Below are 14,357 nucleotides of genomic sequence, written 5' to 3' on the forward strand. Positions count from 1 at the left end.
TAATCGCTTCCAAAAGGGGGCTGGATAGCTTATATTTAAAGTATCTATCCGGATACGCAAGAGGGAGGCTTTACGATGGCTCAATTGTTTGAGGTATTGTACTGGTTCGCCATGGTCGGCTCGTCCGTCGTACTGGCCGCAACTACGCTGCTGGTCTGCGGGCTCGGTGTCAAATTCTTCATTAAAGATGGACGGAGAGCGCTGGGCGCGGGCTGCATCGCCTTTTCGCTCGTATCCGCAGCCCTGATCGTCTTTATGATTGACTACAAGTTTATCTTGGCGGCTTGACAGCAGGCATGTTCCTGCTGCTGCAAGCAACACAAAGATGCCCCCTACTTGCGGAGGCATCTTTGTGTTCAACCCGAAATACCGGTATCAATTCCCGGCATTGAGCAAATTTGCAATCGCCTGAGCCGCTTCCGCCCGGGTCGCCGTTCCCTGCGGGACGAACGCCCCCGCGCTTCTGCCTCTCATCAGGCCAAGTCCCGCCGCCTTGCCGGCGGCATCCCGTGCCCAAACGCTGATAGCCGCTTGGTCCTTAAAGACCGGCGGCGCCGCGCTTTCGGGCCCGGCCTGCGGCCGAAGGACGCTCCAGGCTCTAACGAGCATTGCCGCCATTTCTTCGCGGCTGATCGTCCGCTCCGGCTTGAAGGAAGCTACTCCAAGGCCCTTGACGATTCCGGCCTGGGAGGCTGCCGCCACCTCATCCGCATACCACTTGCCTGCCGGGACGTCCGTGAACGACGCGCTTCCTCCGCTCAGTCCGAGCGCGCGCACCAGCAGCGCCGCGAATTCTGCGCGCGTCACCTTACGCGCAGGAGCGAACTCTTTCAGGCTTATTCCTTCTACAATGTGCTTCGCCGCCATTTCCGTAACGGCGTCATACGCCCAGCTTCCAGAAGGAACATCCGTGAACGTCTTGCGGTATTCCAGCAGTGTATATTTGCTGAAATGATTCATTTGGCCGCTGAGCCACCCCTCTGCTGACAGGCTGCCGACATAATCAAGCTCCCCGGCATCAGAAATATAATAGATTCCGGCCAGTTTGGCCTCGACCAGCCCATTTTCCTTAAGCTGGAGAGTGATCGGATGATCGAATGCGGAGATCACCGTTTCCGCTCCGCCGCTTGTGATCAGCTTTAGCTCAAATTCGTACAGATCGCTTCCCGGCTTGAGTTCCGCATAATTGAGCTGCTTGGCAAGCTCCAGCAGCGATTTCATGTCGGCAGCGGCCACCTTGTTAATACTTACAGTCACCTCACCGCCGCCCGCCTTGGATGCCTGGCCCAGCAGATCGCGCAGCATCTGAACGCTCAGCTTCAGCGTAAATTCCTCACCTGCCAAATTTAAGCCGGTGCCGCTTTGCACAAGCTTTTCCAGCAGTGCGGCAGGAATGCGAGCCTCCGCGCCTGTTCCAAGATTGAACGTCGCCTCTTTTAAGACTTCATTCAGCGTGAGCTTATCCTCGGTTACCCGTACGATATTGGCAGGAGAAGGGGCCTGCGAAGCCGCTGCACCCGAGCCGCCCGCACCCGAATCTGGACCCGCTGATGGAGCCGGGGCGCCAGTAGGAGTAGGATTCGGAGTAGAAGTCGGGGTTCCAGTCGGAGTCGGCGCCAGTCCGTATGTAAAGCTGGTCTTATATGGAGTGCCGCTGTTCTCTGCGCCGATCTGCACATCATACTTGCCCTCGGCGGAAATATTCCATTTAAAAGTGAACACCCCGCCGTCTCCGCTTTTTACGCTGTCCAGAAAAAATGGGCCGCCGGGTTCCACCACCTTCAGCGTTACCAACTGTCCGGCTCCGGAGACTACTTTCCCCGTAACCGCAGCCTGCTTGGTGGACGCGTCCGCGCTTGCCGAGACGTCTGTAAACCAGACGGTCTCCGAAGCGGCAGCCATTGCTTGCCAGAACGTAGACAAGAGCAGAATTAAGATTAGCGATGTTATGCTCTTCTTCATGATTTGCCTCCTTCTAAAAGGAGCCCCGGCGTGACATCCCCGCCGGGTTCCTTCATTAATAATTGTTCAAGGGGCCAGCTCGGTTACGTCAGCAAGCGGCATCATGGTGGTGTTCAGCAGATCCTCGCCTTCCCAGACCATCAGCTTGACTTTGTATCCCGCAACACTGGACGGAAGCTGGAAGCCCGCATTCAGCTGCAGGGTCTGGCCCGCTTTGACAAGTGAGGAGCTGTAAGCGTGATTGACCATCTTCAGTCCGCCGTTCGTATCATAGAGCGCGGCGATGATCATCACTTGCTTGTCTTCGGATAAGGCGTTCGTTACTTTGACCTTGGCGTCCAGATATTTACCGGCTTCAAGCTTATTCATGTTAAATGACGGTTCCATCTTGAAGCTGTCTTCCATTCGCTTTAGTACTGTGTAATCCAGCGTATACGATGCGCTTCCGGCTTCGACGCGAATCTGGTACGGGCCTGCGGGAAGCGTGGCTGGCAGCGGCAGAGTCAGGCTGGCCTTGCCGCCGATAGTGGAGCCGGAAGCAGCCGGAACTCCCTCATAGGGCAGGGCGTTTTTCAGCAGAACCGCCTTGACGGCCGTTCCGTCAGCGACGTTAGCCGTATTAACGGCGAGCTGCACATCCTTGGCGCTGCCAGCGCGGTGCATAGCGGCGTCCAGCGTTACGTCTTTGATGTTCGCGTTTCCGTCCTTGGTAAGCGCGGCTGTGATTCGCTGAGCCTCCGAAGTCGCAACTTTCGCCGTTCTGACATACAACTTGCGGGCAGCCGCGTCGTAGTACCATACGTCCTGGCCTGCGTTCACGGCATTTTGAGAGTCAACCTCTGTCAGTTCTTTGCCGCCACGTTTGACGGAATAGACCGTCTTGCCTTCGGCACCGACCTTCACTTCGGAGGACCACACCCGCTGGTCTACCTTGCCTGTGTAGCTGCCCTTCATCGCGGCGATATTCAGCGTCACTTTGTCATCCTGCGCATTTGCCTTGATCTCGGTTGCCGCCGATTGGCCTTTCTCGTAAGCATACGTCTTGCCGTCATCCTCATAGAGCGTGAAGCTTGACGTCTCGCCGCTGCTTAACGGATACACTTTGAGCGTCAATTCGCTTGCCGGAGTCTGCTCGGAGAAATCCTGAGCTTCTCTGGTCGGAATGATGGCTCCTTCCTTCACCAGCATCGGAATGTTGTTCAGGTCCGCGCTGTACGTAATTTCCTTCCCGCCGGTAAACTGCTGCTCGGAGTTCCAGTCATACCAGGTTCCGCTTGGCAGGTAGACCGTTCTTTCCGTTGCTTTCTCCTGATGGACAGGTGCGGCTAAAATGGAACCGCCGAACATCCACTCATCCTGAATGTTGTAAACCTTGCTGTCGTTCGCATAATCCATAACGAGCGGTTTCATCAGCGAAGCTTCGCCGTCCGCCGTCTGCTTGGCCGTTGAATAAATGTACGGCAGCAGCTGGTAGCGCTGATTGATCGCTTTCGTTACCGAAGCTTCCGCTGCGGCTCCGAACGCCCACGGCTCTCTGATATTGGTCGGATCCGAAGGATTGTCGCCCAGAGCCACGTGGGACCGGAAAATCGGCATCAGCGAAGCCGCCTGCATCCAGCGGGTGTACAGCTCCGGCGTAGGCTTGCCGACAAAGCCGCCGGTATCGTTGGTGAAATACGAAATGCCCGATGCCGCCGCGCTTAAGCCGAGCTGCAGCTGATGCGAGAAGGATTCCCAACTGGAGTTGATGTCTCCACTCCAGACGGTGGTGCCGTACTGCTGAATGCCGGTGAAGCCCGATCTTGCCAGCGTCCAGACCCGGTCGCCCGTGTAGCCGCGCTGGCCGTCATAGAACGCTTTTGCCTCATTCAGTGCATACACGTTCGTAATTTCCGCCGCGCTGCCCGCAGCAAACTGGTCTCTCACCGAATCGGTCGGCTGCTCCGGCTCGTTAAGGTCGATCCAGTAGCCTTTTACACCGGCATCATGCAGCTTTTTTACCTGAGAGCTGTACCACTTGGCCGCTTCGGGATTGGTGAAGTCGATCAGTCCCGCTTTACCGTACCAAGCCGGATAAAGGACCGTTTTGCCGGAAGCATCCTTGACAAAATAGCCTTTGCTGTCGCCCTCTTTAAAATTGGAAGCCGTAACCTGAATATAAGGATCGACGATGGTCACGATATTGACGCCTTTTTCCTTCAGTTCATCCATGTTTGCCTTTGGATTCGTAAAGTCCTGCGCAGGGTTGTCGTTCCAGGTCATATCGAAATAATGATTCTTCTTGGCCCAGTATACATCCAGCACCATGGAGTCGAGCGGGATGTTCTTATCGCGGAAGGTATCCACGATGCCGTCCACTTCGTTCCAGCTTCTGTAACCATATCTGGACTGCATATAGCCTAGTGTCCACATCGGAGGAATCGGAGCGGTGCCGGTCAGGCTGCCGAAGCTTTTCATAATGCCGTTCAATGAACCGTTGTTCTCGCCGGCGATGAAGTAATACAGCATTTCCCCGTTCGGTGCGCTGAAGCTGTATTTGCTCTCATTCGTCGCCCCCATATCGAAGGCCGCTTTCTCGAACGTATTATCGAAATACAACCCATAACCTTTCGTGCTGGTAAAAAAGGTGCTGGAGACGTCGGACGTATTACCCCCGTAGCCTCCGGTCATCGCATTGTCCATAACGACCTTCTTGCCTCTGCGGTCAAACGACTGCGCGTCCCGGTCCATGCCGAGTCCGAAGATATGTTCGTCCGGTGCAAGGGACATCTCGCTGTATACGCCGGTGTCGCCGTCGTACCCGAAGCCTTCGCCGCCAATTTGCTCAGAGAGCAGCTTCGTATTGGAAGCATCATAGTAAGCCAGGCGGAACGGTGACTTGTAGGCACGCACGCTCATGGCATCCGTTTGAACTAAAATATAGCCTTCATCTTCCATATTCTTAACGGCAGGCTTCACCGTTCCCTGTTCGCTGTCGACAACGAAGGTGTCCTTCTTCGCAAAGGTTCCGGTCGGCTCCATCCATACCTTGGCCGTATCAGCTTTTACAAATTCAAGTCTCACCTTCGCGCTGCCCTGCGAATTCAGCACAACCGCCCGCCCATCGGCGGATATCTGATACGGATCGGTTTCCGACAGACTGCTAACGAATGTAACATCCTTAAACTGCTGGTCATTGTCCTTCTGCAGCTTGAAGTCGTCGATATCGAGCAGACTTCCCGCTTTACCCTCGGAAATCACACCGACCTTGACCACTTCGTTCATGGACAGCTGAAGATTCGGCAGCTTCAGTTCCTTAAAGTCCGCACCGGCCGGAATATCCAGCTTCTTGATGCCCCCGGAATAGCTGACATACACCTCAGCCTTGTCAAAGTCCCCGGTCTTACGGGTCTTCAGCGACAATTGATATACGCCGTCTGCTGGCGCATTGCGGAACTGCCAGATGTCGGAGGAATAGGCGCTGGCTCCGGCGATTCTGGCGAAGGCGTTATCCCCGTCTTTGGCGATGGCCTGATGCGTCATGTTCGTGCGGCTCCAGCCGGTGAAGCCTTCGTCAAAGCCCGGATTGTACAAGGCTACCGCCGGAGCTTCAGTTACCGCTTCCCCGGATGCAAATTTCACATTGTCAATCTGCATCGAGGTGTCCGCCTTGGGCGCCTCCAGGATGAACTTTACAGTCGCTTCCTGCTCTGTAATATCCGCTTCTGCCTTGAATTCCTTGTACTCAAAATCGCCTGATTCCCATTTTGTCTTACCTGTTGATGGAACTCCATCCTTGAGGCTTGGCGTAATATTAACGGCCACATCGTCTTTGCCCGGCTGCGAAATGATCATCTTCGCCGTTCCGCCCGCAAATGTCGGATCGGTATGCGGCATCAGCTTAACCATAGCTGACAAAGTATAATGCCCGTTCTTCAGACTGGTAATCTTCTGCTGGGATGTCGCCGTTCCTCCGGCGTCCGGCGAATACAGGTACTGCTTGCGGCCTGCATAGGCATCATTGGTATCCACGCCATGCCATATCGTGGTGCCGTGCGTATCCACTGTCCATCCGGTTTCGTTGCCCATTTCGAAATCACCGTTAATCAATTGGCCGGTTCCGGAACTGAACGAAATGGAGTCGATGTAAACGGAACCCGCACTATCCTCCGTCTGCTTCAGGGTGATCAGATTCGTACCTTTTTTCAACGTAACTGTCTTTTCCGCGCTGCTCCATTTATCCCAGCTGCCTTTGCCGAGACTCTTGAAAGCGACCGTATCCGAATCAACCGCACTGCCGGCCTCATTCTCTACAGATACCGCAAGTAGACTGTCCGCTTCATTGCCATTTGCGTAGCGGACATTCAGCGGATAATCGCCGTCCTGCGGAACACTGACGGCAAAGGTCAGCTTGGCGTCTTTGTTATCCAGCCCGCCGATGTAGCCAAAACCCTGATATCCCGCCGCATCATTGCCGAAGATCGCTCCGCCTTGATACGCAGCTACTTCCGCCTGATATGACTTGGAAATTGTCTTCGGAATAAGCTTCAGCACGACGCTGTCGTGAGGTTCAAGGGTCTTCGAGTATACCTTTTTATATCCAAGGTCTTGGTGCTCCCAAATATCGCGCACATACGCTCCGTCACTCAGCCCAAGCTCCTTCGTGAAATCCATGGACAGCGCTTTGGATTCGTCGCTGCGGTTGAACAGGGCAATGGCCCAAGTTCCATCCGGCAGCTGTCCGGCCCACCGCTCGCTGTCGCGGCTGGCATTGTTCTTGTAATGTTCGCCCGAATAGTAAATCGGCTTGCCGGCAAAGCCCGATTTGTTTAGTTCGACCAGTTCCGGGTTCTGATAAAATTTGGCGTTGTCTCCGATGGTGTCGTACTGGTCGGCGATCGTAATCGGAGAGCCCGCGATGGTGAACAGAGATAAGGCCGTCTTCCGTTCGTTGTCGGCGTATTGGCCGGTGTAGGTGTTCAGGCGCAGGAAATCGCCGTCATTAATCATCGAGCCTCGGCCCGAAATATCGGAGAAGCCGGTGAAGCCCTGGAACGGATTGGCCCATTGCGACCAGCCGGGAGTCCAGTTCTGGCGGCGTCCGCTGGTATGATCCCAGCCGCCTGCGAATACGTCCTCGTCGATGCGGATCATATCGCCGAACTGCTGCTCATATTTGGCATGGCCCTTCAGGTCCGGCATAACCAGGCTGAGAAATACATGATTGTCGGCGGATGCTTCGTCCATCCACTGGAGTGCTTTGGCGTATTCCGTATCCGAATTATGGCCCGTTCCGATTTGGCCAAGGCCCTGATCGTAGCCCGATTCATACCAGGACAGGAAATCTACGCGCAGGAATGAAGCTCCCTGCTCGGACAGGAATTTTATATAGCCTTGAAGGTATTCTTTGGCGCCCTTCTTGTTGACATCCAGCCAGTACAGCGCTTGGTCGGCGCCCTGTCCGCCGTCAAAGCGGTCGCCGTTCAGCTGCTTGCCGTTGCCGAGATTGTACGGCTCCGTCTTAATCAGGCTGGCTACCGGAATCTGCTCGGTGGTGCCGTCGTCATTTTTCACGGTGACATGGTATTTGTCCGGATGCTTCAGCACTTCGGGGGTAACCCACAGCGGGTTATAGTAAATCCCCAGCTTCATGCCTTTGCTCTTGATATAATCTCCCCAGTACTTCCAGGTGTGGCCGTTCGGATAAACCTCGGAAGGGTAACCCTGCCAGTCATTCGGTCCGATCCATTTGACCTCTACATCGTCCACATCGATTCCCGTGCTGTCCGATTTGCCCTTGGGGTCGGCGGCAAATTCCAAGTTCAGCGAACCGGAGGTCACATCAACCTCAATGGAGTAGTCCGTCCAGCTTTGGCTGGTTACCGTTTTGACCAGAGCCGCCTCCGGAACAGCCGAGTTGTATCCGTTAACACGGAAGACGGCAGTCGCTCCGTTTTTAATCATGTCATCCTTGGTTTTCGCTTTCGCTTTTACCAGATATTTGCCGCTGGGCAGAGTAATGCTCTGCTTGATGGACTGAACCGTATTGGCGTCATTCGACCAGGTCCACAGGGATTTATCTCCAGGATCGTCATCATTGGTTCCGTGCAGGAATCCTTCCCCGAATGTCCAGCCCACGGAATCGCCCTGCTCGAAATCGCCGTTCACCGCACGGTTCGAGGTATCGACCTCATCCGCAACCTTCTCCAGCTTCACATCGTCAAGGTCCAGCCCGGCGCTTCTCTTCGATTGGGCCAGCGCATCATAGGAGAATTCAAGATACACGTTCGGATTGGTGATGTTCAGCTCAGCGCTGTAATCCGTCCAATCTTCATAAGTAATAGCGGTTACGGTTTCCGCCTCCGGATCGGCGGCATCATAGCCCTTGATCTTCATGAAGGCCGGGACGCCATCCGTGTACATCCCGTTCTTGGTCTTCGCCTTTGCGCTCAGCCGGTACAGGCCCGTATCCTCCAGATAGACGTTCTGGCTGACGGTCTCTTTATGGGGATCATCCATCCACGTATACAAGGAATCATTGCCGCCTTCGGTATTCCGCCCATGGGAGGCCGGTCCGGTAAAGGTCCAGCCCTTAGTCTCGGGAGCGCTGAAATTGCCGTTGACCACTCCGTATACCGGGCCTGTATCCCCATCGCCCGAGCCCAGCGGATCGGTCATCCATTTATTGTTATGCGACACGATGTAACCGTTCTCATTTAATAGCGTGGCCCCTTCAATCCAACCGTCTGTGCTGATCATATCGTAACCGTACGGCTGAAAATTTTCCGCCATCCAGTCAATGTTCGCTTTCCAGCGGTCTTCCGGCATGAACGTGTTCTGGGTCCATTGATGCTCATACGTGATCCAGTACATCGGCCCCGAGCCTTTTCGGGTGAACTCGCTGTTCCTCGCCGCCACGGAACCCGAGCCGAATGCAGGCATGATCAGGCTTAGCGCCATAATCGAGGCCATTACGCGATGTAATCGCTTTCTATTCTTTTTTTGCATCCCCTAGTGTCCTCCCTTTTTAATAGAGTGGATAACCATATCACCAAAGCATCACGCCCTGCTGCGGAATTCACCTCCTTACATATTCGCAGCCTTCGCCAGCTTCACCCAAGCCTTCGTCAATTCGTCAAGCACCTGATCCTTTGTCTTGACCTTCGCTGCATATTCCTGAAAAAGCGCCCCCAGCTGCGTATCAAAGCCATCCGGCCAATATCCTTGAACCCATGGGTAAGTCTCCCCCTTGTTCATATAGCGAATCGTCTCAGTTGCAAGCTGTCCGTCAGGGGCCGCTCCGCCCTTCACGACCGGGACCTCGCCGTGCCAGCCGTATTGCTTGATATAATCGGTAACGATGTAATCGAGAAATTTTTTTGCTTCATCTATATGCTTGGAGCTGTTGCTGATGCGAAGGAGTACGGAGGAATCGACCATCAGCCTCGCTTTGGAGGGATCGTCCCCGACCGGTTCCGGAAAAAAGCCGATCTCGGCGGACGGGTTCGCTTTCAGCATATCGCCTTCCGCCCAGTTTCCGTTATGGATCATGGCCGCCTTACCCTCAGCCACCATAGCGAGTCCTGTGCCATAATCCGTCTCCAGCGGCTTATCGCTGCCGTATTTGACCATCAGATCGATCATATCGAAGCTTCTACCAAACAGCGGCAAATCCTTGAAGGTCTTTGTTCCTTCCGAAATTTCCTGCGCCGTTTGCGCATAATCACCTTCTTCAGCCGCAAGAGTCTGGGATGCGATATGCTTGAACACCCACCATTCCTTGAATGAGTTGGCAAACGGCATAATGCCTTTAGCCTTCAGGCGCTTCGCCGCCTTCTCCAGTCCGGTATAGGTTGTGGGCAGGGTGTCGATGCCTGCATCAGCGAACACCTTTTTGTTGTAAATGAAGCCGTACGATTGGATGCTGACGGGAACTCCGTATATTTTGCCATCCCATTCAGCGGCTTTCAGGGCGCTGTCTTTAATCTGATTCAGGAACGGCTCGCCGGTGAGCTCCACCACGATATCCTTATATGTCCGGTTGGCCCAATAGCCCTGAGTCATGAAGATATCCGGCACATCGCCGGAATTCAGCTTTGTTTTGAGGACCGAATCGTATTCGTTGGAAATCAGCTCCGTTTCTACGGTAACTTCCGGATGCAGCGCGTGATATTTGTCCGCCATATCATGAAGCTGCTCCGACAACCCTTCGCCGAAGGTGAACATTTTCAAGACGACCGGCCGGGCCTGCACCCCGGTATCCTGGGTTTCTGCAGAATAACTGCCTCCGCCAATCGAACAGCTTGTGAACACAGCGGCCATAAGAATCCAACTTAGCACGGTGAATACCGGTTTCTTTTTCATCCTGAGGCTCCTCTATTCAGGCTCCACGTAAACGTTTAAGGTTCCTCTATGACAGAATAACGCGAAGCCGTTCCGATTGTAATGTACAAAAATGAAGCATTTATAGGAATATCCTGAACTCCAAAAACAGCACGCACAGCGGACTTGGGGCGCGGCACTTGTAGCTTTACAGCTAGCCGTCTCAGATGCTCTTATTCGATTGCAGCGTCAGGTTCCGGTATTCGCTTGGCGACAGGCCGGTGTATTTCTTGAAGGCTTTGCTGAAATAGGCGTTGTCGTTAAAGCCGACCTTGCTGGAGACGAGTTGGATTTTGATGGACGGATCATCCAGCATTTCCTTGGCCCTGTCCATTCGCACCTTGAGTACATACTCATAGATGCCGAAGCCGAATCTTTCTTTAAAGAGCCTGGACAGATACTCCTTGCTTAAATAATACTGCTCCGAGAACATCGTCAAATGGATATCGGTAAAAAAATGGTCGTCGATATAGTTCTTGATGCGGATAATGTTGAAAGCTTCCGAATTTTTCAGCCCATCCTGAATTCTGTCGAACACGAGCGAAATGACGCGAAACACAAATTCGCTAAAATCCTCGAACGTAGGGTAGGCAGCGACGGTTCCGTAGGATAACGGCCTTCCTTGCGCATCTTCGGCGATGCCAAGCTGAGCCGCAATATCTTCGATCATCAGGATAAATTCCGCAGCGGCTCTTCTCGCGTCGTCCATGCTGAAATAGCCGGTCTGTTTGATAAGCTCAAAATACCCGTTCACAATCCCCCGCGTAAACTCAATATTCCCGCTCTCGAAGGCGCGGATCAGCAGCTCTCTTTTGTTCATAATAGAAGACAATTCTGCCCTGCGTCCGGTCTGGGCCTCCGTAAACACCCGGTTCTCGCATTTAAGGATGTTGATGCTGGACTTGATGGCATGGGCTTCGCTGTAGGACTCTCCGAGCTTTTCAAAGGAAGCAGAAAAACCGCCAATCCCGGCGATTGAAGCAAAGCCGAACAAAGTCTGCAAAGCGTGGATAACTTCTGTCATTTTAGCGGCGCTGTACACCTTGGGTTCCGGGCGGGTACCGATTTCCAGCACGACAATAATCTCATGATCGGTCTTGTAGCTTCGGAAGCTGAAGCCCTGGCTCCAGGGAGCGCAGCATTCGTCAATCATATTCGTTAATGCAAAATAGCAGGAGAACGAGTCTCCCTTAAATTTGGAAGCGCACACCTCATCAAAATTAAGCACCTGAATAATGGCGCAGCCGTAAAGTACATGCTGCTTCGTCATGGAGGTCAGCTTCTTGTAATCTTCAAGAATCGGGGGATGGATGCGGTCGCCGTCGATGATCATGGTCAGCAGTTTCTCCTTGAATAGGGGCAGAGACAAATTGTTCATCATGCTTTGACGCTGCTTCATCTCCCGGTCCTTTCTTTCCTCGTCCAGCTGTCGGACCGCCTCGCTCAAAGACCGGTTCAGCTCCACCTTGTCAACCGGCTTCAGCAAATAATCCAATACCCGGTACTGGATGGCCTGCCTTGCGTATTCAAATTCATCAAAGCCGCTGATGATGATATATTTGACTTCCGGGTGCCGGGCACTCGCTCTGCGCAGCATTTCCATACCGTCCATGACGGGCATCTTGATATCAACCAGGACGATGTCCGGCTTCCACTCCTCCAGCAGCCGGAGTCCCGTATGCGCTTCCTGCGCCTCCGCGATTTCGGATATCGCAAGCTTCTCCCACTCTCCGGCGAGCCGGATCGCCATCCGGACAGGACGCTCATCATCGACAATCAACACCTTATACATGCCAAGATCCCTCCCGATTGTTTGCTCATGGGTATATCCCTCCAGCCTCCACAGGAATGATGATTTGTACGGATGTCCCTCCCTCCGGAAGGTTGCGGATTTCCAGCCTGGCGTCACTATGGATTAACAGCTTTAATCTCTCGGATAAATTCTTCAGCCCGATGCTCCCCTGCTGCTCGTTCATCCAATTCTCCTTTTGCAGCAGTTCCTGCAGTTCCTTGAGCCGGGCTTCCGGAATGCCGGGACCGTTGTCGCTCACCTCGATGATGGCCCATTCTTCCCTGAAATAGCCCCGAACCCTGATCAAGACGGGGTCCAGCGTCTGCTCCAGAACATGCTTGATCGAATTCTCCACCAGAAGCTGAACAGCCATTTTAGGGATGGGGATATCAGCGATTGTTTTATCCAGATCGATCTTGACGGATAACCTTTCGCCGTACCTGGCCTGCTGAAGCATCACATAGCTTTCGACATTTCTCATTTCCTGGGACAGATTCACGTTATCGCCGGTTCGGATCGAATACCGCAAAATATAAGCCAGCGCCTGCACCATCCGGTCAATATGATCGACCCTGTGAACAAGCGCCTCCGTGGAAATCGTCTGCAGAGCGTTGTATAAAAAATGCGGGTTTATCTGCGCCTCGAGCGCCTTCATGCGCGCGGTCTTCTCGCCCAGCTTGGCTTTATATTCTTCATTAATCAGATCGTTGATCTTGGCAACCATCGCGTTGAATTTTTTCGAGAGATAGGCGATCTCATCGTTGCCGTTAATTTCAATCATCACATCAAAATTCGCGCCGCCGACCTTTTCCATCTGCTTCGACAGCCGTTTCAGCGGTCGTGTAATCGTTTTCGTTGCAAGTGTGACGAGGAGTGTGCCGATCAGCAAAAAGACCAATCCGATCAAAAACTCCAGATTTCTCGTATTCTTGGCCCGCTCGTTCAAGGCACTGGTAGAGATCAGCTTAACCAGCTTCCAGCCGTCGCCCGGCGAAACGTCATACATGACGAGAAAATCCTGCTTTCCGTCATTCCAATTCAGATAGCCTTCCGGCTTCGTCCAGTCAATGGATTGCACCAAATCCGCTTCATTGCTTAAAGTCTTAGGATTGCTGTTATAAAAGGAAGTATTATTCCGGTCAAAAATCGCGATAACCTCGGCGTTTTGATCAAGGATATCGTTAATCATCTTATCTCTGTATGCGGAGTTGATCGTGATCGACACCATCCCCAACGGCCTCTGGCTCGGAATATTTATGAGTGCCCTATGAAAAGTGAAAAACAGCGGTTTATTATCCGTATTATACGCCCAGGATGACTGCAGCGGCGGTTTGATGCTGCGGAACGTATTGGCTCTGGAGCTGGCCTCCTTGAACCACGGGTTCGACATGATATACTCAGGATAATCGACTTCCAGCTTCGGCGAATCCGTCAGCCGCGAGATGGTGTACTCGGCCCCGGTCCGCGGAATATACAAGGAGACGGCGGCGATATCTCTGCTGGAGGAGAAGAACAGGTTCCTTAGCTGGTTCTCAATGTAGAGACGGCTTGAAAAATCCTCTTCGTCGTTAATCAGCGCCTCCATAAAGTTGTCATCCCGCCTGAACGACAGCGACAGCGCGTCAATCTGCGCCACATAGCCTTCCAGACTTTCGTTCATATGCTTCAGCTCTTTAGCTGTATTGGAAATGTAGTTGTCTTTGATAATCCAGGTAGTCCGGTAATAGGACACAGTGGCAAGCACCAGAATCAGCACACAGACAATGAGCGAAAAAGCCAATCCTAGCTTATTCCCCAGCTTACGGGTGTATCTCCTTGACAGATTCAAAAGAAAGCGCTTCACCCCATCACCGCCGTTGCCAATGTAATAATGAAGACGATTTCAAGATAAATTAATAGTATCATACCTGATTTGAGGGCTCCATCCTAAAAAAGCTGCGAAAAACCTCCGGCGACTGTTCACGAAACGCCCGGCAGCTCCAGGAATCTGAAATCCCCGGAAGGATTATCCATCAACTTAGCGAATAGTTACCTATATTATAGAAGAAAGTATTTTGGAAGAAAGGCGGAATTATTCGAATTATGGGTTGTTTAGATACAGACATTGAACTGTTCACCGCCGCTCTCTTGCAGGCTCGCATCATCATCCGCAAAAAGGACGGATCCGTAGTGAATTGCGGTGGGTCTATCCAACGCTACACTCCGTTTACCGTCAAAATTGGGGGCTTATCCTACATAAGAA

Annotated in this window: 6 protein-coding genes; 1 reads left to right on the forward strand and 5 read right to left on the reverse strand. The window is 53.0% G+C overall.

What is annotated here, in order from left to right; genetic code table 11:
• Positions 1-75: 75 nt before the first annotated feature.
• A complete protein-coding gene (locus tag VK70_RS17585) occupies positions 76-288 on the forward strand; it encodes a hypothetical protein (RefSeq protein WP_025698763.1) in 213 nt (70 codons plus the stop codon).
• A gap of 87 nt (positions 289-375) precedes the next feature.
• Here the strand turns inward: VK70_RS17585 and VK70_RS17590 are convergent, their stop codons facing one another.
• The 5 genes from VK70_RS17590 to VK70_RS17610 all read right to left on the reverse strand — a co-directional run bounded on the left by VK70_RS17590 (position 376) and on the right by VK70_RS17610 (position 13,958).
• Positions 376-1,962 carry an S-layer homology domain-containing protein gene (locus VK70_RS17590; RefSeq protein ID WP_046723587.1) on the reverse strand — a complete coding sequence of 529 codons (1,587 nt, stop codon included), beginning with the start codon at positions 1,960-1,962 and terminating at the stop codon, positions 376-378.
• A gap of 66 nt (positions 1,963-2,028) precedes the next feature.
• Positions 2,029-8,949: a TIM-barrel domain-containing protein gene (locus tag VK70_RS17595; RefSeq protein ID WP_025694907.1), complete on the reverse strand. Its 6,921-nt coding sequence runs from the start codon at positions 8,947-8,949 to the stop codon at positions 2,029-2,031.
• A 78-nt stretch (positions 8,950-9,027) separates the two neighbouring features.
• On the reverse strand, positions 9,028-10,305 hold the full coding sequence (locus tag VK70_RS17600) for an ABC transporter substrate-binding protein (protein WP_025694906.1): 1,278 nt from the start codon (positions 10,303-10,305) through the stop codon (positions 9,028-9,030).
• Positions 10,306-10,486: 181 nt separating this feature from the next.
• Positions 10,487-12,115 (reverse strand): response regulator, encoded by a 1,629-nt coding sequence (locus VK70_RS17605; protein ID WP_025694905.1) that lies wholly within the window; start codon positions 12,113-12,115, stop codon positions 10,487-10,489.
• 25 nt (positions 12,116-12,140) lie between these two features.
• On the reverse strand, positions 12,141-13,958 hold the full coding sequence (locus VK70_RS17610; protein WP_144415264.1) for a sensor histidine kinase: 1,818 nt from the start codon (positions 13,956-13,958) through the stop codon (positions 12,141-12,143).
• Between the last annotated feature and the right edge of the window lie 399 nt (positions 13,959-14,357).

It is taken from the genome of Paenibacillus durus ATCC 35681, from assembly GCF_000993825.1.
In the GTDB taxonomy this organism is placed as follows: Bacteria; Bacillota; Bacilli; order Paenibacillales; family Paenibacillaceae; genus Paenibacillus_AQ; species Paenibacillus_AQ durus_B.

Bases quoted from the DNA above. Each gene is read 5' to 3' on its own strand.
- VK70_RS17585 (WP_025698763.1), top strand. From the start codon at position 76: ATGGCTCAATTGTTTGAGGTATTGTACTGGTTCGCCATGGTCGGCTCG.
- VK70_RS17590 (WP_046723587.1), bottom strand. From the start codon at position 1,962: ATGAAGAAGAGCATAACATCGCTAATCTTAATTCTGCTCTTGTCTACG.
- VK70_RS17595 (WP_025694907.1), bottom strand. From the start codon at position 8,949: ATGCAAAAAAAGAATAGAAAGCGATTACATCGCGTAATGGCCTCGATT.
- VK70_RS17600 (WP_025694906.1), bottom strand. From the start codon at position 10,305: ATGAAAAAGAAACCGGTATTCACCGTGCTAAGTTGGATTCTTATGGCC.
- VK70_RS17605 (WP_025694905.1), bottom strand. From the start codon at position 12,115: ATGTATAAGGTGTTGATTGTCGATGATGAGCGTCCTGTCCGGATGGCG.